Source organism: Serratia sp. Je.1.23.a, assembly GCF_051129805.1.
Lineage (GTDB): Bacteria > Pseudomonadota > Gammaproteobacteria > Enterobacterales > Enterobacteriaceae > Serratia > Serratia liquefaciens.
Map to the genome: position 1 here is coordinate 182,994 of NZ_JBCPSR010000002.1, position 24,434 is coordinate 207,427.

The 24,434-nt window shown below is 53.1% G+C and carries 22 protein-coding genes and 2 tRNA genes; 13 read left to right on the plus strand and 11 right to left on the minus strand.

Translation table 11 applies throughout. The annotated features are described in order from the left end of the window. Window positions 1–26 precede the first annotated feature (26 nt). Window positions 27–1,055, minus strand: a complete 1,029-nt coding sequence (locus AAZT04_RS08600; protein WP_371078119.1) for an ABC transporter substrate-binding protein — start codon at window positions 1,053–1,055, stop codon at window positions 27–29. 219 nt (window positions 1,056–1,274) lie between these two features. Between AAZT04_RS08600 and AAZT04_RS08605 the strand changes: the two genes are divergently transcribed. Further along, window positions 1,275–2,315 carry a LacI family DNA-binding transcriptional regulator gene (locus AAZT04_RS08605; protein ID WP_020827656.1) on the plus strand — a complete coding sequence of 347 codons (1,041 nt, stop codon included), beginning with the start codon at window positions 1,275–1,277 and terminating at the stop codon, window positions 2,313–2,315. A 204-nt stretch (window positions 2,316–2,519) separates the two neighbouring features. Here the strand turns inward: AAZT04_RS08605 and AAZT04_RS08610 are convergent, their stop codons facing one another. Beyond that, window positions 2,520–3,404 (minus strand): LysR family transcriptional regulator, encoded by an 885-nt coding sequence (locus AAZT04_RS08610; protein WP_371078259.1) that lies wholly within the window; start codon window positions 3,402–3,404, stop codon window positions 2,520–2,522. Between the two features lie 174 nt (window positions 3,405–3,578). Between AAZT04_RS08610 and AAZT04_RS08615 the strand changes: the two genes are divergently transcribed. From AAZT04_RS08615 to AAZT04_RS08625, 3 genes are all read left to right on the plus strand, one after another. After that, a complete protein-coding gene (locus tag AAZT04_RS08615) occupies window positions 3,579–4,715 on the plus strand; it encodes an alpha/beta hydrolase (RefSeq protein ID WP_371078118.1) in 1,137 nt (378 codons plus the stop codon). A gap of 143 nt (window positions 4,716–4,858) precedes the next feature. Continuing rightward, window positions 4,859–6,052 (plus strand): MFS transporter, encoded by a 1,194-nt coding sequence (locus AAZT04_RS08620; protein WP_041415494.1) that lies wholly within the window; start codon window positions 4,859–4,861, stop codon window positions 6,050–6,052. A 333-nt stretch (window positions 6,053–6,385) separates the two neighbouring features. Beyond that, window positions 6,386–6,760, plus strand: coding sequence for a cell envelope integrity TolA C-terminal domain-containing protein (locus tag AAZT04_RS08625; RefSeq protein WP_071888909.1), 375 nt, complete (start codon window positions 6,386–6,388; stop codon window positions 6,758–6,760). Between the two features lie 97 nt (window positions 6,761–6,857). Here AAZT04_RS08625 and AAZT04_RS08630 read toward each other — a convergent pair whose 3' ends face one another. Continuing rightward, a complete protein-coding gene (locus tag AAZT04_RS08630) occupies window positions 6,858–8,054 on the minus strand; it encodes an MFS transporter (RefSeq protein ID WP_420283246.1) in 1,197 nt (398 codons plus the stop codon). 103 nt (window positions 8,055–8,157) lie between these two features. Between AAZT04_RS08630 and AAZT04_RS08635 the strand changes: the two genes are divergently transcribed. Beyond that, window positions 8,158–9,075 (plus strand): LysR family transcriptional regulator, encoded by a 918-nt coding sequence (locus AAZT04_RS08635; RefSeq protein ID WP_129940831.1) that lies wholly within the window; start codon window positions 8,158–8,160, stop codon window positions 9,073–9,075. Window positions 9,076–9,483: 408 nt separating this feature from the next. Next, window positions 9,484–10,101, plus strand: coding sequence for a dTMP kinase (locus AAZT04_RS08640; protein WP_048762326.1), 618 nt, complete (start codon window positions 9,484–9,486; stop codon window positions 10,099–10,101). A gap of 193 nt (window positions 10,102–10,294) precedes the next feature. Here AAZT04_RS08640 and AAZT04_RS08645 read toward each other — a convergent pair. Both AAZT04_RS08645 and mtfA read right to left on the minus strand, forming a co-directional pair. Further along, a tRNA-Asn gene (locus AAZT04_RS08645) sits at window positions 10,295–10,370 on the minus strand. A gap of 101 nt (window positions 10,371–10,471) precedes the next feature. Beyond that, complete coding sequence (gene mtfA / locus AAZT04_RS08650; protein WP_115058509.1) at window positions 10,472–11,260, minus strand: DgsA anti-repressor MtfA; 789 nt, start codon at window positions 11,258–11,260, stop codon at window positions 10,472–10,474. Window positions 11,261–11,352: 92 nt separating this feature from the next. Between mtfA and AAZT04_RS08655 the strand changes: the two genes are divergently transcribed. Further along, window positions 11,353–11,442 (plus strand) — tRNA-Ser (locus tag AAZT04_RS08655). Window positions 11,443–11,527: 85 nt separating this feature from the next. Here the strand turns inward: AAZT04_RS08655 and AAZT04_RS08660 are convergent. Next, a complete protein-coding gene (locus AAZT04_RS08660) occupies window positions 11,528–12,490 on the minus strand; it encodes a GlxA family transcriptional regulator (RefSeq protein WP_129983854.1) in 963 nt (320 codons plus the stop codon). A gap of 162 nt (window positions 12,491–12,652) precedes the next feature. On the opposite strand from AAZT04_RS08660, the gene AAZT04_RS08665 reads away from it, so the two are divergent. The 6 genes from AAZT04_RS08665 to AAZT04_RS08690 all read left to right on the plus strand — a co-directional run bounded on the left by AAZT04_RS08665 (window position 12,653) and on the right by AAZT04_RS08690 (window position 19,110). After that, a complete protein-coding gene (locus AAZT04_RS08665) occupies window positions 12,653–13,339 on the plus strand; it encodes a cysteine hydrolase family protein (RefSeq protein ID WP_434679706.1) in 687 nt (228 codons plus the stop codon). A gap of 270 nt (window positions 13,340–13,609) precedes the next feature. Continuing rightward, entirely contained in the window at window positions 13,610–14,590 is a 981-nt protein-coding gene (locus AAZT04_RS08670; RefSeq protein WP_041414736.1) for an AraC family transcriptional regulator, read from the plus strand. Between the two features lie 332 nt (window positions 14,591–14,922). After that, a complete protein-coding gene (locus AAZT04_RS08675; RefSeq protein ID WP_261158700.1) occupies window positions 14,923–15,945 on the plus strand; it encodes a DUF1254 domain-containing protein in 1,023 nt (340 codons plus the stop codon). A gap of 217 nt (window positions 15,946–16,162) precedes the next feature. Next, window positions 16,163–16,990 (plus strand): acid phosphatase, encoded by an 828-nt coding sequence (locus AAZT04_RS08680; protein ID WP_130016386.1) that lies wholly within the window; start codon window positions 16,163–16,165, stop codon window positions 16,988–16,990. 229 nt (window positions 16,991–17,219) lie between these two features. After that, complete coding sequence (locus AAZT04_RS08685) at window positions 17,220–17,804, plus strand: hypothetical protein (RefSeq protein ID WP_230090324.1); 585 nt, start codon at window positions 17,220–17,222, stop codon at window positions 17,802–17,804. A gap of 436 nt (window positions 17,805–18,240) precedes the next feature. After that, a complete protein-coding gene (locus tag AAZT04_RS08690; protein ID WP_434679711.1) occupies window positions 18,241–19,110 on the plus strand; it encodes a MipA/OmpV family protein in 870 nt (289 codons plus the stop codon). 59 nt (window positions 19,111–19,169) lie between these two features. Here the strand turns inward: AAZT04_RS08690 and lptG are convergent, their stop codons facing one another. From lptG to AAZT04_RS08715, 5 genes are all read right to left on the minus strand, one after another. Then, window positions 19,170–20,249, minus strand: a complete 1,080-nt coding sequence (gene lptG, locus AAZT04_RS08695; protein ID WP_020827641.1) for an LPS export ABC transporter permease LptG — start codon at window positions 20,247–20,249, stop codon at window positions 19,170–19,172. Beyond that, window positions 20,246–21,316 carry an LPS export ABC transporter permease LptF gene (gene lptF / locus AAZT04_RS08700; RefSeq protein ID WP_273848608.1) on the minus strand — a complete coding sequence of 357 codons (1,071 nt, stop codon included), beginning with the start codon at window positions 21,314–21,316 and terminating at the stop codon, window positions 20,246–20,248. The genes lptG and lptF overlap by 4 nt, the downstream gene beginning before the upstream one ends. Window positions 21,317–21,386: 70 nt before the next feature. Further along, entirely contained in the window at window positions 21,387–21,953 is a 567-nt protein-coding gene (locus AAZT04_RS08705; RefSeq protein WP_434679714.1) for a YtfJ family protein, read from the minus strand. Window positions 21,954–22,015: 62 nt separating this feature from the next. Continuing rightward, window positions 22,016–22,852 (minus strand): hypothetical protein, encoded by an 837-nt coding sequence (locus tag AAZT04_RS08710; RefSeq protein WP_082144857.1) that lies wholly within the window; start codon window positions 22,850–22,852, stop codon window positions 22,016–22,018. Then, window positions 22,849–24,186, minus strand: a complete 1,338-nt coding sequence (locus AAZT04_RS08715) for a lipopolysaccharide biosynthesis protein (protein WP_116691133.1) — start codon at window positions 24,184–24,186, stop codon at window positions 22,849–22,851. The genes AAZT04_RS08710 and AAZT04_RS08715 overlap by 4 nt, the downstream gene beginning before the upstream one ends. Between the last annotated feature and the right edge of the window lie 248 nt (window positions 24,187–24,434).

Genomic DNA, 24,434 nt, shown 5'->3' on the forward strand with positions numbered 1-24,434 from the left:
TCGCATGCGGGAGGGAAGGGCTTGAATTACTGGGCGCTGGCGCCGATCTCTTTATCCCAACGGCTGAGCAGGGCCTTGCGTTTTTCTGTCGCACCGTAGGTTTTAAAGTCGTAGTCGATCAGCTTGATGTTTTCGAAGCGCGGTGCATATTCGGAAATTGCCGCGTTGCGATTTGACGGCAACTGGAAGGATTTAGCGTCTTTCATGTGCGATTGGGCGTCAGCGCTGAGCGCCCAGTCGTACCACACCTTGGCTTCCTTGAGATTGCGCGCGCCTTTCACGATCGACATGGAGCCAATTTCAAACCCGGTCCCTTCGCAAGGTGCAACCGCCTTGATCGGGAAGCCATCGACCTGCATCGCGACGGCATCGTGCATAAAGACGATGCCGACGGTGGTTTCGCCGCGTGCCGCTGCTTTTACCGGTGCCGAGCCGGATTTGGTGTACTGCGAAATGTTGGCGTTAAGCTTTTTCAGGTAGTCGAAGGCCGGCTCTTCCCCCATGATTTGCACCAGCGTGGCGAGGGTGTTGTACGCGGTGCCGGAAGAGTTCGGGTTGGCCATTTGGATTTCGCCTTTGTAAGCCGGATCCAGCAGATCGCTCCAGCAGGCGGGCACCTTGAGTTTTTTCTCTGCCAGCAGTTTGGTGTTGTAGCCCCAGCCCAGTGCCCCGGCGTAAACGCCAACGGTATGGTAGCCGGCACTTTCGGCCTGTTTACGCGCCCAGTCGTGCTGCTGATCCAGCAGCGGTGACTGGTAAGGCTGGGTTAACCCCTCGTCGGCGGCCTGCATATGCGGATCGCCGGTGCCTGCCCACCAAATATCGGTGCGCGGGTTGCGGGCTTCGGTACGAATACGTGCATAGGCTTCCCCGGCGGAGAGGCGCACCATACTGACTTTGATATCCGGGTGCTGTTTCTCAAACAGATTGGTCATTTGCTCACAGACCACCACGTCGGCGGAGCAGATCATATTCAGTTTCCCGGCAGCCTGAGCTGGCAGGGCAGAGAGTGCTGTGCCGGCGGCGAGGACCGCCATCAGAGTAACGCGTTGCATGGTGTTCTCCTTGGTTGTGTAGGGTGGCGATACGTTGTCGCCTGTTCTTTTTGCACGTGTGTGCAAATAACTAGAGGATAAAAATTGTGCTGTCAATCGCGTGATGAAACAATTCAACCTACTCGTCACAAAAATGAAACAAATTGACCGCTAAAAATTTGCACAGCTTTGCAAAATGCGGCAAACTTTTCTCAGAGCGCGTAACGGATGGAAGTGAAGATGGCGATGGACAAGGCGATGATCAGTGCGAAAGACGTAGCGGAACTGGCCGGGGTCTCCCGTTCGGCGGTCTCGCGGACTTATACGCCCGGCGCTAGCGTGTCGGCGACAACCCGCGAAAGGGTAATGCGAGCGGCCGAAGAGCTGGGTTATCACGTTAATCATTTGGCGCGGGGACTGGTGCGCAACCGCAGCGGCATTGTCTGCCTGATCGTTTCGGAGCTGGCGACGCCTTATCGGGCCAGCCTGGTGCGATTGCTGACCCAGCATCTGCAGGATGCGGGAAAAATCGCCATGTTGATTAACACCGATCGCTCCGATGACAGCGTGTCCCAGGCATTGCAGCAGGCGATTAACTTCCGCGCAGATGCTTCTTTTGTGCTCTCCGGCATGCCGGACAGCGGCATCGCCCGCCTGTGCCACAAACACGGACAGCGGCTGGTGCTGATCAACCGTAACGATACCTTGCCCGGCTCGCTCAGCATCCGGCTGGATAACGAAGAGGCGGCTGGCAGGGTGGTGATGGCGTTTGCCCGTGCGGGCTGCCGACGCATTGCCTTCGCCAACTCATTGGCCGGTACGCCAAGCCTGATGGCACGTGAGCGCGGTTTTCTGCAGGCGGCGGAAGCTGCGGGGCTGGAGGTGAGCGTCGAGCGTTTTGGCACCACCTCTTATGAGAGCGGCCAGATCCTGGCGCACCGCTTGCTGACCCGGCGTGAACGCCCTGATGCGGTATTCTGCGTCACCGATTTGCTGGCCTGCGGTTTTATGGACGAGGCGCGCCATCGTTTTGGGCTACGCATTCCGCAAGATCTATGCGTCGCGGGCTACGACGATATTCCGCAGGCGGCGTGGTCCTCTTATAACCTCACCACCTTTACCCAGCCGGTGGCGTTATTTGCTCAGGATGCGGTTTCCTGGCTGATGGCGGAAGAGCAGAAGGAAGAGAATACGATGCCGACGCTGGGCCAGGAGATACCGGGTGAAACCCGGCTGTATCATGCCGATTTCGTCTGGCGCGGCACCATTCGCGGTGCCTGACACAAACCCGTTACCCATTCGGGCTTGTCATCTGCCGATCGTTCTACAATGTTCTCTGCATGCGAAGGGTAGCTAGAACGAGCCTCAAAAAGTTTGCGCGAAGTGGGATCGTATTCAAAGGGCTCTGACAGTCTGCTCGGTGCCAAGAGCGGGTGCTGTTTTCCAACTCTTACCCCAGCCTGCGTGTAACCTTATCTTCATCCCCTAAATTCTCAATGTATCGATAACTGCTCGCAGAGCGGGCGACACATTGCGGTGCGGATAATAGAGAAATGAGCCCTCCAGTCGCTGACTGTAGCGTTGTAAAACTCTGATGAGTGAACCCTGTTCTAAATCGTCTGACACTAACTCTTCCGGGACATAAGCCAGCCCCAAGCTCAGCCTGGCGGCTTTGGCTTCCATATAGCTGTCAGAAAACGCCCATTGACCCTGCGGCCGATGCGTGATTTTTTTGCCGCCCTGATTAAGTTCCCATGCGTACAGGCTGCCGTCGCCGAACTGATAAGCTATACAGGGATGAACAACTAAATCTGCGGGGACTTGCGGAAAGCCATAGCGACGAAAGTGATCTGGCGTACCGACAATGGTCATCTCCATGTCAGGGGAAATACGAACAGCAATCATGCCACTCCCAACTTCTGGCCCCAGACGTACACCGGCATCGAATCGCTCAGCGATAATATCGACAAACCGGCTTTCACTAATGAGTTCCAGTCGGATGTCGGGGTAGTGCTGCTTAAATATCGCAAGCTTCGGCAGGAGCACCTTATCAATCGCGTGCTGACTGGCATTGATGCGTACCGTACCTGATAGGGACTGGCGATAATTGGCCAGCGTGGCGAGTCCCACATCTAAAGCATCGAATCCTGACTCAAGGGTCCGGTAGAGTTGTTCACCGGCATGGGTAAGCGATAATCTGCGCGTGGTGCGCACCAGAAGTTGAACGCCCAGGCGTTCTTCAAGTTCGCGTACAGAGCGGCTGATTCCTGATTGTGCCAGGCCAAGGCGTTGTGCCGCGGCGGTAAAACTCCCTTCCCGCACCACCTGCATGAACAGGTATAAATCGTTATAGTTTCCCCGTTTAGCCATCATCCCTCCCTCGCTACCGGCGTTAATATTTAGAACAAAATGGTATTAATCTTAGCATTTTTCACCCCCTAATCAGCACTATTACTGCTAACTATAATGTGCGCATTAGCAGCAAAGCACAGCAGCGCTGTCCGTATGACACCTGTATCTATTACGTTTTATGAGGGGATTTTGATGACTGCTTTCACCAAAAAACTGACAGCCGCGATACCCGCCATGCTGCTATGCGCATCATTAAGTGGAGTCACAAATATGAGTTATGCCGATACAACTAATCCTAACGCGCCTGTTTCGCTGATCGTTAAATGGGATAAAACCTTTGCTGAAAGCACGAAAGTTGATCACCGTAAAGTGACCTTTCAGAACCGCTACGGGATCACCTTGGTCGGAGATCTCTACATTCCGAAGGATCGTGGCGAACGTAAGCTGTCGGCTATTGCCGTCAGCGGCCCCTTCGGTGCGGTGAAAGAGCAGTCCAGCGGCCTGTATGCGCAGACGCTGGCGGAACAGGGGTTTGTTACCCTGGCGTTCGACCCTTCTTATACGGGCGAGAGCGGTGGCTACCCGCGCAATGTCGCGTCTCCCGATATCAACACCGAGGATTTCAGCGCGGCGGTTGATTTCTTAGGCCTGCAAAATGAGGTGGATCGCCATCGTATTGGGCTGCTAGGTATTTGCGGCTGGGGCGGCATGGCCTTAAACGACGCCGTGATGGATACCCGCGTCAAAGCGGTGGCGACCAGCGTGATGTATGACATGAGCCGCGCGATGGGGCATGGCGTGGGCGATGGCAAAGACCGTTATACCACCGCCGATCGCCGTGCCGTTCTGCAATACCTGAACGCCCAGCGCTGGAAGGATGCGGAAAATGGTGCTTTCGCGCCCGGCGGGCATGATATCTATGTGGATGAGAAGGGCAACGCCAGTGCGTCGGATCGTATTTTGCCGGAAACGTTACCCGCCAATCCCAATCCTGTTCTGAAAGAGTTCTTCGATTATTATCGCATGCCTCGCGGTTTTCATCCGCGTTCGGTCAACTCGACCGGTGCCTGGAATGCAACCATGCCGCTGTCATTTATGAGTATGCCGCTGCTGAGTTATGCGAATGAAGTCACTATCCCTACACTCATCGTGACCGGCGAAAAAGCCCATTCACGCTATTTTGCTGAAGATGCCTTTAAGGCGATCGGCAGCAAAGAGAAAGAGTTAGTGATTGTCCCTGGGGCAAACCACGTCGATCTGTACGACAACGTTGCGGGTAAGATCCCGTTTGCTAAATTTGAGCACTTTTTCAAAACAAACTTAAGATAATGGCCTGAAGCCGTCTGATATTTGCAGGCGACTGTTCATCGCCCGCACTTCATTCTCAACCACGTTTTTGTCGTTATTCTCTGAATAACGTCTGTCCCGGCTGCGGCTGTATCTCGCCGGGGCGATATAAAGAGATGCTGATAATGTCCATAGTAAGTCTGAAAAAATCACCCAATAAAACAGATGCATACTGGGGAGGCGTATTTGCCATGACGCTTTGCGTGTTTGTGCTGATCGCTTCCGAGTTTATGCCGGTCAGTCTGCTTACGCTCATTGCCAGTGATTTACACATTACTGAAGGGCTGGCAGGGCAAGGAATTGCCATATCTGGCGCGCTGGCGGTACTGACCAGCCTGACTATCTCCCATGTTGCCGGAGATCTGAATCGAAAATATCTTCTGCTGGGGCTGACGGTCTTAATGGCCATATCGGGAATAGTAATCGCCATGGCGCCTAACTATCCGGTTTATATGCTGGGGAGGGCTCTGATTGGCGTCGTCATCGGTGGATTCTGGTCAATGTCGGCTGCAACTGCCATTCGGCTCGTGCCGCAGCACCAGGTTACCCGCGCGCTGGCGATTTTTAACGGCGGCAACGCGCTGGCTACCGTTGTGGCTGCCCCACTTGGTAGCTACCTGGGGACGACCGTCGGTTGGCGTGGGGCCTTTTTGTGCCTCGTCCCCCTTGCGATGGCCGCGTTCATATGGCTATGGGTCAGCCTACCTATGATGGATATCGATAAAAAACAAAAGCCACAGAGATCTGTGCTTCGTCTGTTCAGAGTTTCTATCGTACCAACGGGACTGATGGCCTGCGGACTGTTTTTCATGGGACAATTTGCCTTATTTACCTACGTGCGTCCCTTTCTTGAGACCGTAGCCCGCGTAGGTCCTTCCGGGCTCTCTCTGATTTTGCTCGCAATAGGCGTAGCAGGTTTTGTCGGTACAATGTTTGTATCGACGTTCCTGAACGCCAGGTTTTATCAGACCTTAATCATGATCCCCCTGCTTATGGCAGCGACTGCCGGCACGTTACTGTTGGTTGGACACAGCATCTGGGCTGTTGCCATTTTGCTAAGCCTGTGGGGGCTGCTGGCGACGGCTGCGCCAACGGGATGGTGGACGTGGATTGCACGGGCGTTGCCCGAAGATGCAGAGGCGGGTGGTGGTCTCATGGTTGCGGTGATCCAGTTCTCGATTGCGCTTGGTTCAACGGCTGGAGGTCTGATATTCGACAGTCTGGGATGGCGAAGTACTTTTGGTTTGAGTGGTTTTTTACTTCTGGGGGCGGTCGCGATGACATTTGTCACATCCCGTCAAAGCAGTAAAGCGTACTAGCATAATCCATTTATTTCTGGCGTGCTCTTTGTCATGGGATATGGCAGAGAGCCGAATGTCTGCTCTCGCTCATAGCAGACGCCATGTCCCTCGGGCCAGACCGTTTGGTACCTGGGCGGAGGTAAAAACCGGTTGTACTAATCATTAGGGAACAATCACAGCTTATTAGCCCCCTCTACATGCTCAGAAGACGCATTTGAAACATCCAGTTGATATAGATAAATACTGGTTGAAAAGGTGCCAGGAATGTCTGAATAATATTCCTGTTCTATTGATATTTAGGTGAATTTTGAGCAATAAGTGGGAGCGTCTGAAACAGTAAATAAAATCGTTATGCTGGTAGTTGTGGGCAGCCTTGCTACGGGGTGCGTGCCGTTACATCCTTCCGGCTGCCATAAGACTACGGCGACGGGAAGTTGCAGTTCTGGCCGCTGGGATGATCAGGATGAATGGGGCGCGCAAGCGCGTGCCATCAGGGCTGCAGTTAATGCCAAACTTGTTGAGCCAGAAAAGTGGAAGGGAAGGAAATGCCGGTTGCATATAGAATTTGAACAGGATGGCTCGGCTTCAAACATATCAACTAGTAACGGCGATAAAGCATATTGCGAGGCGGTAAAATCAGCGGCCCAAAATGCAAAATTCCCAGTCTTCACCAACCCGGAGCTATATCGAGATTTTCAAAAATCCGGCTTCGATATGCGTGGTTAACCACATAATGATCATCTAAATGTCCGCTCCTCGCTCTCACCAGACCTTCAGCGTCACGTGTTTGTCTGCCGCGTGCCAACAGCGGGCATTATGCTAATCAATGATCAGGTTGGAGCGTGCGTTTAGCCAGTTTCTTTTGCAGAATGATAACGATAATTGGGAACCCTGATGCGGAAATTGCACATATCGCCAGCAACGTGTTTATATTTTGTGGCGTCATGCCTTGATCAGGTAATAGAAAAGCGGACAGGAAAAATGCGACAGTTGTAATCAGATACATTATTGATGTCTGTAATGAAGAGAATCCCGCTCGATGCCTGTCATCAGGAAACTGAATCGTAACCGCCGAAGATGAAACCAGGCGACTGTAAGATGCGCCGAGAAACAAAGTGATAAATAGCGCCGCATGCGGATAGCCAAGGATGGGTATTAGCAAGCTCAGTATAAAGACGATGGTTGACCCTGTAGCCAGAATCAAAGTAGAAACACGGGAGGTTAACGCGCCTGTCATTTTTGTAGACAGGTACCCTGTAACACCTCCGCCGAAGAACAGCCAAGGCAACAGGTCTTGAGAAGTGCCCAATTGCTGTGTCATTAGTGGTACCAGAATGGGAATGACCAGCATTGGACTAAACTGTACCAGCGCATTACTGGAAGCAAACAGTAAAGTATCCGCATCGAGAGGCAGCGCGTGGTGTGTGTCGAAAGAGACTGGGTCTTTAGGGATGATGGAGACAATCAGTGGTAATGCCAAAAAACACAGTGTGCTGATTAACCACAAAGCGACATGCCAACCATAATGAGTGCACAAAAATAATATAGTGGGCATTCCTACAATGCTTACCATCGAAAATGACGCAATCACCGTTGCCAACATTTTTCCGCGCAAGTTAGTCGGTGCGTGATTTATCAATATACTGATACCCACACCCATAGTCGTACCTCCAACCAACCCTGCACAGAATCGTAATGTAAGCAGAAGACTAAAATTGGAGATGAATGTAGTCAAAAGTGTCAGCAGGCCGAGTAGTGCCATATTGGCGATTAAAAAAAGTTTCTTATTGAAACCACCAATCCAGTAAAAGGCGATAATTCCCGACAGGACTGCCCCAGACGTGTACATACCAGATACATAGCCTGAGAATGATACAGGAACTGAGAAATCTGCTGCCATAAAAGCAAAAACAGGGTTGAACATCATATATTCCAGTGCATTAGTGAACTGGATAAAAGCCATAACAATAGCTATCCGTATGAGGGTTTTATGATTAAATGGCTTTGAGAGCAGTAGCATAGCAAGCGACCTATAGATGAAAGATATCCGAGTTTAACTGCTATCAATAGTGCTCATTAGATGGTAAAAATGGCATTTATTATTATCATATATGGGATAATTAATGCGGTCGGCTCTTGATTTTAATACCCTCAAAGTGTTCATTGCTGTGGTTGAAAGAGAAAGTTTTGTTGGGGCAGCGAAAGTCCTCGAAATGCCGACATCCAATGTGAGTCGTTGTATTTCTCAGTTAGAAGAAAAACTGAATCTTCAGCTCATTGAGCGCAGCACCCGACATATGAAACTCACCCAGGCGGGGCACTTGCTCTATACCCGAGCGAAGCCATTACTGGAGGCGCTTGAGCAAACTGAGACAGAATTAACCTTGCGGCAAATGCAACTCAAGGGTCCATTACGCATCTGTATTCCCAATGAAATAGGTCCTGCATTGCTGGGTTCTGTTGTTGCCGATTTTGCCTGCCTGTACCCGGATCTGGAGATCAGCTGCGTCACAAATTTGTCCGGTTTTGAATCCCTGCGAGATGATCTGGATTTAGCTATCATTGTCAGCCGTGGTCAGATGGACGACAGTGACTATATAGCCCGTCATCTGGTGACTATCCCTTGCAGCATCGTTGCAGCCCCCTCCGTCATTGAGCGTTATGGCACCCCTTCGCGTATACAGCAATTTAAAGAATTACCCTGTATTACAACGGTAAGTGCACTGAAAGGTGCTCCCTGGCAGTTTGTTAATAACAAGGGGGGATTCGAGACTATTAAGGTCAAAAGCCATTATCGGGTAAACAGCGGAGAGATGGCAGGACGAGCGGCGATATCAGGTGTCGGCTTTGCCATTCTATCGAAACAAGCCTGCCAACCCTACATCAACGATGGACGGTTAATCGAGATTGATTTTGAACAATCGGCAGCCCCATTGCAATTGTTCGCACTTTATTCAGATCGGCGTTACTTACCCGCTAAAACAAGAGCGCTCATTGATTTCATGCATCAGAAATTGAGTAATATATCCTTCGCAACATAAGGCAGCATTGAATAGTCACAGAGAGCCCCGTTGGCGCAATGAGCCTCAAAACACAGAGCGCCTGCTTCCCCTCAAAGCTGCCCATCAACGCCCCTCTGCATTAAAAACAGGCTTGGTGGGGGATGCTTTCCGTTTTGTCAGCGGATCCCTTAAACTACCTCGCGCAGGTCACAACCTATGGGCTATGACCATGCACGGCCGTAATTCTGGGTTTTTAAACGGGTGAGTTAGCGCCATTGCCGGAATGTTCATCGGTGTCTGTTGATAAAATCCCTCGATCCGATTCGCGCTGACGCGCCAGGTGCCCCGACGAACCAAGAGGGAGGGCAGCTATTCATACCAAGGAAGTAAGATGTTTTTGCCAGATTCAAGCTTTACAAAAACCGTATATCAATCGTCATTTGCAGAATGAGTCGTCAGCTGTTTGTTGCTCTGGATGGGCCCAAGGGCGCCGGTAAAACCACACTGTTGGAAGCCATTACGAAAAGACTAAGGGCAGACAACAAGAAGGTGATCCGACTTTGTGAGAAAAAAAGCGATCCCTACAGGGCGGAAACCATGGCCCTTGTTAACAAACTCGCCAGAAATCCCACTCTGGATTTGGAACTGGAGGTCTGTGCGCGCTTTGCGGATAGCCGTGCATGGATTTCCCAGCATGTGCTGACTAAACAGCCACCGGACAGCATTATCTTGATGGATCGCTGGTATCCCTCGGATGCCGCGTTTCGTCGGATGCTTCCATTTGCCGAGATTTTACAACTTAACATTGAACGAAACGTGCGAGCGCCAGACCTGCATGTCGGGGTTGTTACTGCGCCTGAGATCTCATGGGCGAGGGCCGCGGCTCGACCGCGTGGGCTAAGCAGTACGGTGATTCATAAGCTGGAAGAGCATGTTGCTTGTACCCATGCGTTCGAGAGAGAAATTGCAAACCACGGCTGGTTTTTATGCCGTAATGAAGGCCTGCTCGAAGACGCAACGATGCAGGTGATTGCTGAGATCTACAAAGTGTCTGGATGCCCATAGTCATCGGTGGGCAGAGCTTGCGCCACTCTTCAACTCTGTGTGAGCCTCAGAAAAGCTATAGTGCTTCCTGGCCGAAAGCACTGAACACCGTTAACGCGGCATCGTTATGGATAAAATCGGATTCTGTCAAAGATTCAGTAATCCCGAACAGCAAAAAGCCCGCTTAAGTTTCCTTAAGCGGGCTTCTCTAATATGGCTCCTCTGACTGGACTCGAACCAGTGACATACGGATTAACAGTCCGCCGTTCTACCGACTGAACTACAGAGGAATTGTCTGAACGGGGCGCATCATATCCAGCCACCTGGAGTGTGTCAACGCTAAATTCGCCGATTCGGTGTGACTGCTCAGCATCTGAGCAATGCGGCCGACTTAAGGCAGTTCCGCACCGCTATCGGCCTGAAGCCGTTGTAAACGCGCAAGCGGATCCTGCTTATAGAAGCGGGTGAAATGTTGGTACAGCGCCGGAAAGCGGTTGGCCAACAGCTCGGGTGCGCTGAAAAAATACTCCGACAGTACGGCGAAGCACTCGGCTGGATCGGTGGCGGCGTAAGCGTCCATGCTGGCGGCTTCTTCGCCCACCATGTCGATCTCGTCCTGCAGATTTTCCATTGCTGCGTGCAAGTCATGTTCCCAGGCGGCAATGTCGCGTAAAGGAAGAGGGGGCACACCGGTGGCGCTGCCGCCGTTGCGCATATCCAGCTTGTGGACGGCTTCGTGGATCACCAGGTTAAAGCCGGAAAGATCAAACGAGTCCTGCACGTCCTGCCAGTTAAGCACGATCGGCCCCTGTTCCCAGCTTTGACCGGACTGCACCACCGGCCCGGTGTGCACCAGGCCGAAGTCGTCCTGCCATTCGTCCTCTACCACAAAGGGCGTCGGGTAGAGCAGGATCTCATTGAAACCGTCGAGGCATTCGGCACCCAGCTCAAGCACCGGCAGGGCGAACAGCAGGGCGATGCGTGCCTGCATCTGTGACGTCAACTGCAGCCCCTGCAAGGGGACGATGCTTTTTTGCTGTAAAATCTGCCCGGCAACGGCAATCAGCCGCTGTTGTTCCTGCTCATCCAAAGGAGAAAGCAGAGGGATTGCCAGCGCGTCTTGCCACTGGGCAAGCGTTTCCGCCTGCGGTTGTTGCGTTTTCCACGGCCATTTAATCATCGCGTTGCTCGTAAAATCGTCACTTGAACATTCGGCTGGAGGCTAACTCTGTAAAAATGCCGCAAAAAGGGGCATGATAGCAAGCACTTGAAGGAGAGATGCCGGAGCGGCTGAACGGACCAGTCTCGAAAACTGGAGTAGGGGCAACTCTACCGGGGGTTCAAATCCCCCTCTCTCCGCCATTATTCAATCACTTACAGATGATTTTGTCTGTGATCCACGCCTCACCCGTCCTCACGCGATAAAAAAACACCGCTGCCGTTATTCTTAATGATCCGTCACCCGAAACTCCTTGCGATATAAGGACGGGGACGTTTTGAACTGCCGTTGAAAATGCCTGCGCATTGACAGCGCAGTGGCGAAACCTGCAGCCTGTGCGATGCGTTCAACCGGCTGGTCAGTTTTCTCCAGGAAGCGCTGCGCCATCGCCAGTCGTTGGTTCAACAGCCACTGCATCACGCTGGTGCCGGTGGTTTGCTGAAAACGGCGGGTAAAGCTGCGGCGGCTCATGCAGGCTCTTTCCGCCAGTTGGTCCAGCGTCAGCGGCTGCTGCAGATTTTCTGTCGCCCAATTCAGCGTTTGCATAAATCTGTCCCCTCCGGCGGTGTTATACACCGGCTGCTCGATAAACTGCGCCTGGCCCCCTTGTCGATGTGGCGGCACCACCAACTGCCGGGCTACCGCATTGGCTGTCTCTGCGCCACAACGCTTGCGTACCAGATGCAGGCAGCAGTCGATGCTGGCGGCGGTTCCTGCCGAAGTGACGATATCGTCGTTATCCACGTACAGCACGTTCTTGTCTACGGAGACCTGCGGATAGCGCTGCAGGAAGTCCGACATCCACCGCCAATGGGTGGTTGCCGGTCGTCCAGTGAGCAGCCCGGCTGCCGCCAGAACAAATGCCCCCATGCACAACCCGACCAGAGTGGCTCCGCGCGCATGGGCACTAAGTAAGGCATCGATTAACTGTGTCGGTGGCAGGACTTCGGGATCGCTCCAGCTCGGCACTATCACCATATCGGCTTGTGCCAGCGCCGCCAGCCCATATTCCGCGATAATCGAGAAGCCGGCGTTGGTTTTCAATGGCCCAGGCTCGGTGGCGCAAATCAATAATTGATACGCCGGTTCGCCTTTGCCGTTTAACGCCTTCTCAAAGACCGCACAGGGGACCGAAAGGTGAAACGGGATGATATTGTTAAAAACCACGATACCCACTTTAAGTGGCGACATACGGCTTCCTTTGATGGTTAAACGCCGGCAGGAAATTTGGCCTGATGGTATCGCTTTTGGGTGTTGCACTATCTGTTATCACGCCCCCAAAACCCACAGAATTTATCCCGACCCTGGCAGGATATTGCCTGCTGTTTTCTGCTCTAACAAGGATAAATGAGAATGAAAAAACTGATGGCTTGCAGCGCATTGACGCTCTCGATGGTGGCTTCCAGCCTGGCTTTTTCCGCCGACACGCCAGCCGCACCGACCATTCGTACCCTGAGTGGTGCCCAGCCAACGCAATCCTTATCAGCCAATGCCACGGCGCTGTTAGTGATTGATTATCAAAATGAATATTTTATAGGCAAAATGCCGATCCCCGACGGCGTTAAGGCGTTGAAAAATACGCAGCGCTTAGTCAGTTTCGCCCATCAGCATAAGATGCCGGTGTTTTTTGTGCGTCATCTTGGCCCGGCGAATGGCCCTCTGTTTGCCGAAGGGAGCAAGTTCGCCGATTTCCATCCTGACCTGCAACCCTCTGGCAGCGATCGTGTTATTACCAAAGCCACCCCCAGCTCGTTTGTCGGTACCGATCTGGATCGTCAACTTAAGCAGGCCGGTATCAAGCAGCTGCTGATCAGCGGTTTGATGACCCATATGTGTGTTTCATCAACGGCGCGCGACGCGGTACCGCTGGGATATACGGTGATTATTCCTGAAGATGCAACCGCCACCCGCGATCTGGCTACCTGGGACAACCAAATTGTCGACCACGCCGTGCTGCAACGTGCCGCGCTGGCCGGGGTAGCCGATGTGTTTGCCGAAATCAAAACCACCGATCAGGTATTGGCGCTGCCGGTGAATTGAGCGGCTTAATGGAGTGCCGCTGTGCTCAAACAGACAGCGGCATTGCGGCTTCTGCGCGGGAGGGGAATGGAGCTGGGGGACTACGAATGAAACGCGTTACGCGAAGATATAGTTTTTTCTCCAAGGTCAGATATACTCCTCAAAATTGGTTATCCGTCGTACATAACGCTGCGATCAGAAGCTTGGGTTGGGCAATGTTTTTGCTCCGACGCTGCTCTGTGCGCTCAAACAGTTTCTCTTCGTAGGCCTTAATAACAGGTGCGAACGCCGATGACGAATATTACGCCTTCCATCAAGCTGAGAAGTTTTCTCCAGATGGCCCCTTATCTGGCCATGCGAGGGGTATCGTCGTTGGAGTTCTTTCAACGCCTTGGCATTTCCCCAAACATTTTCCAAAACCCCGATATCTGGATCCCGCGATCGGCCTGTTTTCGTATTGCCAATGAAATGGCTGCCATCACGCAGGATCCTTTTGGTGGCGCCTATGTGGGGCACCTGACCGAAATTCGCTCGCTTGGCGTTTGGGGCGAAATGATCATGAACTCAACGAATATCGCCCAGGCCTGTGCGCTGGCGGCAACCCACGCGGCGATGCTGCATCAGGGGGGAGAAGTAAACATTGTCACCGAAGGCCGCACGACGAAACTTATCCACCAATTCACCGGGCAATATGAAGCCGATCCGCGGCAATTTATCCTCGGCAGTTTGGCGGTGCTCAGAAAAGTCCCGCTGATGTCCGGCGAGCCTTCTTCCATCCGTGTTCACATCAAGTCCTCGAGGGAAAGAGGGGACGACGCGCTTGAAGAGTGCCTGGGACCGAATCTGGTGATGAATTCGAACTACAACATGATTGAGTTCGACCGCGATTTGCTCGAGATCCCGCTGAAAAATATCCGTGATGAGGCCTGGAAAACCACTGAAGCCTTGCGGACGACGGTTGAAACGGCAGGCGCGTTAATCAAGCGGATCGCCGATCCGGAGCAGCCTAAACTTACCGTTATTTCCAAAAGCATCAGGCTGTCACCGAGAACCCTGCAGCGTCGTCTCAAGTATTGCGGTGTCGAATTCGAAGCCCTGCGTGATGAAACCCGTCGCTGCGAAGCTCTGCAGCTCATGGCCAGCGGCAAATACTCGGCGACTGAAATTGCCTATATGGTCGGTTACAGCGATCAGGCGCACTTTACTCGCGCTTTTAAACGCTGGACCGGAAGCACACCGTCGTTTTACCGCTCAGCCTCAAAGAAAGGGTGAGCGTCAACCTACTCGCAGCCACAAACACGCCAAAGATTTCTCCCTCATTTTAATGCCTCCTGGGGTCATCCGACTCTGGGTGCTTTGCATCAGCAGCAATTTATCCCAATCGATAACGCTCAGCAAAAATAAAGCCCATCTCCCCCTGTATTTTGCGTCCCTTATGCCTGCCGGCTTTATCTTTGGCGTCAAATGGCAAGTCTCTTTCGAGGCGTTCTTATACAGTCCGCTAAGACAATTCCTAGCGTCGCTGGCGATGTGTTCAGAGATCGCAAAATAAGAAAGGATTGGCATTGGGAAACTGTATTAATTCATACCATCAGGGGGGTTACATGACTTATCTATCCACGGCCAGCGTGGTCGCACTCACATTGGCAACATTGGCAAGTGCGAACGCTCAATCCGTCACGGGCGAAATGATGCCGGTGGGCGTCGATAATTTTATCCGTGCCGAGTCCGATCTCTATATGGGCAATATGGTGAAGGAGGGCGGCCTTGGACGGTTTGTGCATAGTCGCGAACCCGTTGCCATTGACGCGCAAAGTGTCATCCGTATGAATCGGGATACGCTTTATTCGAGTGCGGTATTCGATCTTGATGCCGGCCCGGTCACCATCAGCTTGCCTGAAGCGGGTAAAAGATTCATGTCGATGCTGGTGGTCAATGAAGATCACTACGTACCCGCCGTCTTTTACGGCGCCGGCAGCCGTACTTTAACCAAAGATGCGGTCGGCACTCGCTATGTTTTTGTCGCGATCCGTACGCTGGTCGATCCCTCCGATCGCAAAGACCTTGAGCAGGTACGTGTACTGCAGGATGCCATCAAGGTCAGTCAGGCACGGGCAGGGGAATTCGTTGTACCGAAATGGGATCCGGTGAGTCAGAAAAAGATGCGCGATGCCCTATTGGTACTCGGTGCTACGCTTCCTAACTATAACCAGGCTTTTGGTACCAAGAGCTCGGTTGATCCTATTCAGCATTTGATTGCCACAGCTTCCGGCTGGGGCGGCAATCCGAGCAAGGACGCCATCTATCTCGGCGGCGTGATGCCGAAAAATGATGGGAAAACCGTTTATCGGCTCAAGGTCGGGCAGGTTCCGGTTAAAAGTTTCTGGTCCGTGAGCGTTTATAACGCCGCCGGTTATTTTGAAAAGAACCCCTATGATGCTTATTCGTTAAATAACCTCACCGCTAAAAAAAGTGATGATGGCTCGATTATGATCCAATTTGGGGGCTGCGACGGCAAGATTGCCAACTGTTTGCCGACAATGCCAGGCTGGAATTATACCGTCAGGCTTTATCAGCCTGGTAACGAAATTCTTAACGGTAAATGGCATTTCCCACAGCCGCAGTGATCCGTTCTATTTAGTCGAGGCGACCAGCTTGCATGGCTGAAAATAATCGCCCCCGGTAGCGATTGATTTATAACGTGGCCGGGGCAAGTATTCATGATTTGGCTGTTTTTTCGCGGCAGAGAATTCCGTCCTGAACCGAATAACACGGTGGGGGAATTAATGCGAGGCAATGAGAGTGCCATTCCCCCTGCGGCATAAAACGAATCTGGAGGCAACAATGAAAAAATCATGTCATCCCTTATATCTGATCGCGCCGTTAGCCGGTCTGTTGTATTCCGGCATTGCGGCGGCGAATGACACGGGCCCGGTGATTACGGACCCCCATTTTAAGCTGGCGCCAGGCTACCTGGAACCCGCCAGCCTACCGGTGCATTTAGCCTTGCTGGGGGCACCGCCAAAACCGGACTCTGCGGCTTTCGCACGCGATGAAGAAGCCAGGCGGGCCGCATTGGCTTTACGCGGCAGCGCTCGTGAAAAGCTGGCCGCGACGGATGCCGAGTTGACGTTCCCGGCCCCGGCTCAGGCGTTTTCGTGCGCGCTGGGCACTGACATCAACCAGAAAAATACCCCGCACCTCTACTCTATGATGCAGCGCGTATTGACGGATGCCGGTGGCTCAACCTATGCCGGAAAGAACGCCTATAACCGTACTCGCCCGTTTGTACAGCACAACGAGGGAACCTGCCGCAAGGACATGGAGCCCCTGTTGAAAAATGACGGTTCCTGGCCGTCCGGGCACTCGGCGGCAGGCTGGGCGTGGGGATTGGTGTTGGCCGAAATCCAGCCGGCACGGGCGACAGAGCTGTTGGCCCGCGGTTTGGCCTTTGGCCAAAGCCGTGTGATTTGTGATGCGCATTGGCAAAGTGACGTGGACGCGGGCCGCATCATGGGCGCCGCCACGGTAGCCGTTCTGCACGGCAATCCCGCTTTTATGGCAGATTTGGCTGCCGCGAAGCGCGAGGTGCAGGAGGCAACCAGGGCGAGCCTGAAACCTACCGAATCCTGCGCGGCTGAACGTGTTGCGCTCTCCCTGAGTATGCATTGAGAGGGCCATGGTCATGATGAACGGTGACAATCGATCAAACAGGTGTGCCGGACGCTTCCTGCCCGCTGCGTTATTAGTTTCTGGCGTTATCAGCTTCCCGGCAGAGGCGGTTCAACCGTTATCTGCGGGCTATCAGGCGGCGGACGAATGGCAGTTCACATTCGCGCCTTATGTATGGGCCGCAGGGATCCGGGGAGATATCGGCCACCGGTCGACCGGAACGCAGTTTATGAAAACTGATTTCTCCGACATCGCCCGCGATCTCGATGTGGCGGTGATGGGCATGGGGGAGGCGCGTAAAGGGCGTTACAGCCTGCTGGTGGACTTGATGTACATCGATACCACGACCCGTAACGATTTACCCGATGGCGCGCCGGCAGATCGCCTGAAGGTGGATAACAGGACGGTGTCCGGGTTCCTGGGCGGGGGATATACCCTGCTGGAAAAAGGCGGTGGCCGGCTTGATGCCGCCGGCGGTGCCAGGGTCTGGTACAGCAGCACCCGGTTAACTTTCCAGGGGGGAGATGCCGGCGGGATATCGGGTAGCGATCGAGCGACCTGGATAGATGCGGTCGCGGGATTGCGCGGGCACTATGCGCTGACGCCGACAGTCTGGCTGTCGGCCTGGGGATTGGCCGGGGGCGGGCAGTCCCGATTGGACTGGGATGTGGCAGGATTGGTGGGGTGGGAATTTATGTCGGGTTTCTCTGCGGTGGCCGGTTACCGGGCGATGGGGGTCGACTATCGCCATGACGGCTTCGTGTATGACGTGGTGCAGCAGGGGCCAATATTGGGGGTGAGCGGCAGATTTTAACAGGGGAAATATAACGATCTCTCTAAAGGCTTGTCAGCCTGCGTGCCGCCAAAAATAATTAATACTGCTCAGAGAGTGGAATAAAAAACCTTAATTTAAAAATAATATCATTGTGCCACTGGCAGCGTGAATTAAGTTGTGATTTTAAATTAACAGCTTGAGTAATTGTTTATCATTGAATTGTTTTGCAAGCCACTTTCACATGTTTAGTGGCTTTTGGGCTGGCTTCTATTTACAGGCAGAGAATAAGGGGGGCTATTTAAGAAACTGCTAGCAAGGTGAAAACCATTATTAATGGGGTTGGGTAAACTCGGATTTTAATTTTCCATATTTAAAACAATAACCGGATGAGGCGTGTTCGGCGCTTATTTTCGCTTGCCGGAATAAAGGGCGACCTGACCGCGAAACAGACGAGTATTTAAGGAAGAATGACATTATGGCAATTAGCAAAAGAAAGCGGGTCCATGCTTTTTGGTTGATGGCTGCGCTACCGTTGTGTGCAAAGGCAGCTGCGCCGGTGGAGCAGGCGGTCAGTACCTCTGTTGCGCCACATTCGGCTGCAAGCGAGGCGATCCCTACCTTTGCGTTGGGGGCCGGGGTGGTGGTCAGCCCGCTGTATGAAGGCTCCTCGCGTTACGCGGTTTTCCCTTCACTGGTGGCGAAAGCCGTGATGCCGACGGAGAACTGGGGCACGTTTACGGCAGCATTTCCTGAAGGACTGCGGTGGGATCTGCCGAACCTGTCGACGTTCGGCGTAGCGCTGTTGGTGGGTTATGATCCTGGCCGCAAGGAAAAAATCCGTACCCTGGCGGGCCACAACAGCTACCTGAAGGGGATGGGGGATCTGGACAACTCAGCGATGGTGGGGGCGGAAGCCTACTGGGGGCTCTCCGCCAGTCGATTGTTTGTTCGCGGCTGGCAAGCGACCCGCAGCCGTGAATACGGTGGCGAGGATCTGGGGCACACGGCGTATCTTGAAGCGGGGGCCTCCAGCGCATTGCCGCTGTCTTCTGCGCTGACGCTGGACTCCGCGCTATACGGCACCTGGGGTGATAAGGACGACATGATGGCTCACTTCGGGGTGACAGGCGAACAGGCGGCACGTACCGATTTTCGTGAGTATCACACCGGTGGGGGCATGCGGGATGTGACGCTCAAAACCGGTCTGACCTGGCAACTGCAGCCTCACCTGGCGTTGCAGGGCGGGATGAAGCTCTATGCCCTGACCGCAGGGGCACGCCGCAGCCCGTTGACCGATAACAGCGTCGGCGCAGGCTTTTACCTGAATGCCCTGTATCAATTCTGATTCTGTCGCTGGTTGAATCCTGTCCCTCGCCACCTTCAGGGTGGACTGAGGGACAGGCCCTAGTGTTGTTTATCGAAGCGGTAAACCAAGGCTAAAGCTATCAGCAGCAGCAACAGCGGTGGGGCCAGCGTCGTGAGTGGAACATTGAGCGAAAACAGCAGCCCGAGGTTGAGGATAATCTGGTAGATAATGTAGGTCAGCAACCCCACGATCACCCCTACGGCTAAACGGCTGCCTAGCCCGGGTGCGCGAGGAATACTGAAGGTGAAGGGGATGGCCAATAAAATCATCGCCAGGACCAACAGGGGACGGCCCAATTTTTGCCATAACGCGATCCGGTACTCGGTACTGGGTTGCTGCGAACTTTGCAGGTAGGTGATGTACTGTTTCAACTGTTTGATGGAGAAGCTGTCGGCAGGCAAGGTCAGCCCTTTGAGGTTCATTCCGGCAAAAAGGGATTGCCAGAGCAAAGTATCCTGGGTTTGTACGCTCTCTTTTTTGTTGTCCCATTTTTTCTGCATAACTTTATGCAGCGTCCACAGTCCGTTATCGGCCGTGGTGGCCGTCTCCGCATACACATAGGACTCCAGCGTGAGGTCGTCTTGGTAGCGGAATATCTCAATCCCGACGGGTTGGCTATGCTCGTCCAGAGATTTCACGGTAACAAATTCATTGCCCTTTCGGGCCCACAGGGCGTTACCCGCATCCGTGGCATTGCCGGTTTTTGCCAGGGCGCCGTCTTTAAGCTGCAATGCGCGTTGTTGCAGAGGAGAAGCGACCCATTCATCGAGTGCGCCTAACGACAGGTTGATAAACAGGCCGGCGTAGAGCGTTACCAGAGCAATGCGGAAAATTGAAAAACCGGCGGTGCGGATTGCCGTTAATTCCAGGCTTTTCGACATTTGGCCCAGCCCGATGATGCCGCCAAGCAGCGCGATAAAGGGCCCCAGATCCACCAGGCTTCGGGGCAATGTCATCAACACCACCAGTAATGCCTGGTTCCAATGGTAGCCGTTAGGGGTGACGTCCTCGAGTTCATTGATCAGATTGAAGGTGGTAAACAACGGGATTAACAATCCGGCCGCGGCGGCAAAGCCGATAAAGAGATTACGGATCAAATAACGGCTGAAGATGTTCATCGCAAGGGCTTCCGCAGCAGGGAAAAATCGCGCGCAATCAGGATCAGCATCCCAGCCAGCATGAGTATCGGCACCAGCCAGACGCCCGGCGTGGTGGGGAGGGTCCCGTTAGCGACCAATGTCCGACAGATATTCCCGCCATAAAAAATGGCGGTAAACAGCATCGTCAGGGGCAGCAAGGTGGCATAACGCCCCTGGCGGGGTTTGATGCGGCTAAAGGGGATCGCCAATAACACCATCAGCAGAGTGGTGACGCCGCGGCTTTCTCGCCATTGTAATTCTGCCCGGTCCGCGGGATCCGATGAGCGCGACAGTTCCCCCAGCGAGGCTGATTTGCGCTTCACTTCCAGGCTTTCGATAAAGGGCTTCAGTGATATCTTGAAGTTATTGTAATTCTGCATGTTGTCGTCGGTACCTTTGCGCTCCAGCACATAGGCCGTGCCCGTTTTCAGTATCACGGAGGGGCTTGAAGGCGAAGGATCTATGACCTCGACGGAATGAGCCCGATAGAGGCTGGTATTATTGGCCGAACGTGAATAAATCAATGCATCCGTCAGGTGGTTTGAGGCCGGGTCAATGCGAGAGGCCATGATCATTCGGCCGCTGCCATTAACGTTAAACTTGTTCGCCTGCAGATGGCTGACATCCAGCACCGATTGCGACTGGCGTTCCAACTGATAAATGTTGCCGTACGCCCAGGGTCTGCCATACAGGGACAGCAGGGTGACAAACAGGGCCAGCGGAATGGCGAGTACCAACACCGCCTTGTACAGCCGCCACGGGCTGGCACCTGAGGCGTGAATGGCGGTGATTTCGGAATCGCTGTAGAGCTGCCCCAGCGCCACCGCGACGGAAACATAGAGGCCTACCGGCAGCAGCATCTCCAGGGCAATCAATATTTTATAGCAGACAACGTCGAATACGATGTGCAGCGCCAGTGTGCCGTTGGCGGCCTCGGTGAGATAGCGCTGGGCCGAATAACTGGCAAACATGAAAATCAGAAAACCCACGATGATCATCACCAATCGGCGGATTTCAACCATGATATAGCGCTCAATCAACACCATAAGTTATAGACGTCCCTTATTATCAAACGCATGTTTTGCGGAAGAAGACCGGCTTTCAGCCCGTGTTTCATCATGATTGATCATGGTTAATCAGCTTTTGCAGCAGGGCGATGACCTGGTTAACCTCATCAGGGGTCAGAGCACCGTCTTTTGCCCATTGGACGCGGCCTTGTTTATCCAGTACCAAAATGGTTGAGCTCTCTTCTGGCAGTTGCCAGGCTTGACGTACCAGCCCATCGCTATCGACGATAAATTGCGCCCAGGGATAATGCCTTTTGTTTTTCTCAATTTTGCCGCGGACGAAAAAACCGGTGCCGGGGATCGCATCGTCAGTATTGACGATGGTGGTGGGCTGAAAACGGTCGTTTGGAAAGTTGGCCTCTTTGACGGCGGTAATCAGCATCGAGTTCTTCTTTTTGGCCGAGGTACGGCCGGCGATGCACTGGATCACCCGCACTTTGCCTACCAGTTCTGCACTGTCCCATTTCTTATAGCTGAAAGTGTCATTTTCAAGCAGCAACTCACCCCGATCGGCGATGACAACCGGTACGACAGGCTTACCCTGAACAAAATTATGCGCGGATGCCATCAGCGGCAACAGCAGCAGTGACAAGGGCAGTAACCTGCGTAGCATCATGAAAATAACCCTAATTTATCAATGGCTGCGGCGGAGGAGCGGTAATTCCCCCCCAGTAACAGTTACATAGGATAGCGCTCGAGAAGTAACTCCAGGCGTTGGCGGATATCGACATCCAGCATTGTGGGTTCGTCATAGGATTTCCCCCCCGCCAGCTTGTCCGCCACCATCACATCGTGGCGATCTCCCATTAGCCCGTTAATCGCGGCCAGGAATCTGGAGATCTGCAGAGCCTCGCGGTTACCTGGATCTATCGACCTCAGCGTGTCGTAAAAAGAGACTTGCTGGCTGACGATTTTCCGCACGTCGTGGAACTGTTTTCCCGTGAGCTCTGGGTTGACAATGAGCTCCTGGAGCGCGCGCATTTGTTCCTGCCGGTAGGCAATAAAATCACTCTCGGTTTCTAACTGAATATGCCGCAAAGCATAATTCACCAGCGACCAGACCGGCCTGCTGAGCAGCAGCCGAAGAAGATTGCCGTAAAATTTCAGGTTCTGTTGGTTGCCATTGCGAAACGCGTCCTGAAAATGGCCGAGCACCACGGTGGTGGTGTGAAAAAGTCGGCCGGCACTGTGCTTTTTGCTGTAAAGACGCTGGGCAAAGCGTAAGTGTTTATAGCGCGCGCGAATGTATTTGTAGCGCATGCGCGTCGCGGCGGGTAAGTCTGAATCCTTAAGAAAATCATTTACTAAGCCCAGGAGTTCTCGTCGGGTGAAACCGTCCTCCCAAAATTGCAGGCACAGGGCGTAATTATCCTGAATGCTCTCATAGGAACATTGCAAATCAATATGTTGTGGCAAACTGATATTTGCATCAACAATGTCATCCGTCTCTACGGCAATAAACAGTAACTGCGTAGTTTCAGCAGAGAATTTTTTCCCGTTGCTGCTATTCATCATTGATTACTCTCTCTGGATACATTGAATCCCAGTAAATAGCGATTACGGTAAGCGCCTATCGTCGGTATGAGCGTCAATAAAACGTCCAAACATTGGCCTGCCAGATAAGCGAAGGCCGCACCCTGCACACCAAACAGATGAGACATGCCCACCAGCAGCGCTATATAGGCGACCGCAGAAAAAGTCTGCACAATCAAGAAGGCCCGCTGTTTGCCCGCCATGAACAATAAGGATTCCTGCGGGAAGCCCAGCATGGAAACGATAATGGCGCCCAGCATGATTTGGATTAAATCATAGGCTTGCAAATACTGCTGACCGAACACAAAGGAAATTAATGGCTTACCTACAACGATGACCAGCAGCGCCACGGCGAGACCTATGCCTCCAGCCAACAACGCCGATCTGAGGCCCAGCATCCAGGGTTTGCTGGTTCGGGGATCCAGACGCATGATCTCAGGGTAGAAGCTTTTTTCCAGCAGCTTGGCCGGGGTCCCCGTGGCGTCAAAGAAGGTCATCGCGATTTTGAACAGCCCGGCGGCGGCCGGCCCCAAAACGACGCCGACTAACACCGTGCTGCACGAGTTACGGGTAGCCCAAATAGTATGGGCAAAATTGGTGGTCCAGACGAAATTCCAGGCGCCTTCGATACGACGTGCGGTTTTGAATAGGCGTGGTTTCAATGCGTTATGAATATCTCTGCGGTGCAGTTCACGCGCGGCGAACCACCAAAATAGCGTGCCGCCGATCAAGTTGGAGGCATACCATGTGACGATGAACCCTGGAAATCCCCAATCAAAATAATAGGACAGCACGCTGCCGACGGCCTGCAGGAAGGGCTTGATGGCCTGCTGAACGGCAATCAGGTCGAAGCGATCAAATGCGCGTAAAATTCCCGTAGGGGTGGACGACGTCATCGACGGGATTAAGGTGCAGTAAAGGATCGCGAGCCAGAAACTTTCGGTATCCAACCCTAAGGCGTGCGAAAGGAAAGGGAGCAGCAACATGCCGCCCAGTACCGCAATGGTGCCGCTGGCAATATCCAGACCGAACGAAAATGCAATGACGTCACGAAAGCGTTGAATGTTTTGGCGTTCCAGCGCCGGAGTCCCAAATTGAACAACGAATTGCCACGTCTGAAACTTGATAAAGTCGCTGACTGCTTTGGTATAGGCTTGAATAACAACCAGAACACCGAACATTTCAGGCGACATGCCTTTGCCGGCGCAAGAAAGCGCAAGCAGCCCGAGCAAGGCGCTGGCTACACTGCCGGAACCTAAATAAGCGGCGTTACGTAAGATGGAACGAAAAGCCCCATCGGAAAACCAATGCTTCATGGTAAAACCAGCCATACTGACCACTTCAGGTTATCAATAGCTCAGCGGACATAAGCTGGCCTTGCATACATATCCGGTACGACGAAACTCAGAGATATGTATCCGTTCATGGAGTGAAAAGTAAAGAATCGCCCGTTTTGCTTGGCGACACTCTCACCAGGATTGATAGCGGCTCAATCCCTATTTTACATTGCGAGCGACAGGCTCGGGTAAAACTTTCACACCTGAAATATAATCATGAAAATCTC

Bases quoted from the DNA above. Each gene is read 5' to 3' on its own strand.
- AAZT04_RS08600 (WP_371078119.1), bottom strand. From the start codon at position 1,055: ATGCAACGCGTTACTCTGATGGCGGTCCTCGCCGCCGGCACAGCACTC.
- AAZT04_RS08605 (WP_020827656.1), top strand. From the start codon at position 1,275: ATGGCGATGGACAAGGCGATGATCAGTGCGAAAGACGTAGCGGAACTG.
- AAZT04_RS08610 (WP_371078259.1), bottom strand. From the start codon at position 3,404: ATGGCTAAACGGGGAAACTATAACGATTTATACCTGTTCATGCAGGTG.
- AAZT04_RS08615 (WP_371078118.1), top strand. From the start codon at position 3,579: ATGACTGCTTTCACCAAAAAACTGACAGCCGCGATACCCGCCATGCTG.
- AAZT04_RS08620 (WP_041415494.1), top strand. From the start codon at position 4,859: ATGTCCATAGTAAGTCTGAAAAAATCACCCAATAAAACAGATGCATAC.
- AAZT04_RS08625 (WP_071888909.1), top strand. From the start codon at position 6,386: ATGCTGGTAGTTGTGGGCAGCCTTGCTACGGGGTGCGTGCCGTTACAT.
- AAZT04_RS08630 (WP_420283246.1), bottom strand. From the start codon at position 8,054: ATGCTACTGCTCTCAAAGCCATTTAATCATAAAACCCTCATACGGATA.
- AAZT04_RS08635 (WP_129940831.1), top strand. From the start codon at position 8,158: ATGCGGTCGGCTCTTGATTTTAATACCCTCAAAGTGTTCATTGCTGTG.
- AAZT04_RS08640 (WP_048762326.1), top strand. From the start codon at position 9,484: ATGAGTCGTCAGCTGTTTGTTGCTCTGGATGGGCCCAAGGGCGCCGGT.
- mtfA (WP_115058509.1), bottom strand. From the start codon at position 11,260: ATGATTAAATGGCCGTGGAAAACGCAACAACCGCAGGCGGAAACGCTT.
- AAZT04_RS08660 (WP_129983854.1), bottom strand. From the start codon at position 12,490: ATGTCGCCACTTAAAGTGGGTATCGTGGTTTTTAACAATATCATCCCG.
- AAZT04_RS08665 (WP_434679706.1), top strand. From the start codon at position 12,653: ATGAAAAAACTGATGGCTTGCAGCGCATTGACGCTCTCGATGGTGGCT.
- AAZT04_RS08670 (WP_041414736.1), top strand. From the start codon at position 13,610: ATGACGAATATTACGCCTTCCATCAAGCTGAGAAGTTTTCTCCAGATG.
- AAZT04_RS08675 (WP_261158700.1), top strand. From the start codon at position 14,923: ATGACTTATCTATCCACGGCCAGCGTGGTCGCACTCACATTGGCAACA.
- AAZT04_RS08680 (WP_130016386.1), top strand. From the start codon at position 16,163: ATGAAAAAATCATGTCATCCCTTATATCTGATCGCGCCGTTAGCCGGT.
- AAZT04_RS08685 (WP_230090324.1), top strand. From the start codon at position 17,220: ATGAAAACTGATTTCTCCGACATCGCCCGCGATCTCGATGTGGCGGTG.
- AAZT04_RS08690 (WP_434679711.1), top strand. From the start codon at position 18,241: ATGGCAATTAGCAAAAGAAAGCGGGTCCATGCTTTTTGGTTGATGGCT.
- lptG (WP_020827641.1), bottom strand. From the start codon at position 20,249: ATGAACATCTTCAGCCGTTATTTGATCCGTAATCTCTTTATCGGCTTT.
- lptF (WP_273848608.1), bottom strand. From the start codon at position 21,316: ATGGTGTTGATTGAGCGCTATATCATGGTTGAAATCCGCCGATTGGTG.
- AAZT04_RS08705 (WP_434679714.1), bottom strand. From the start codon at position 21,953: ATGATGCTACGCAGGTTACTGCCCTTGTCACTGCTGCTGTTGCCGCTG.
- AAZT04_RS08710 (WP_082144857.1), bottom strand. From the start codon at position 22,852: ATGATGAATAGCAGCAACGGGAAAAAATTCTCTGCTGAAACTACGCAG.
- AAZT04_RS08715 (WP_116691133.1), bottom strand. From the start codon at position 24,186: ATGAAGCATTGGTTTTCCGATGGGGCTTTTCGTTCCATCTTACGTAAC.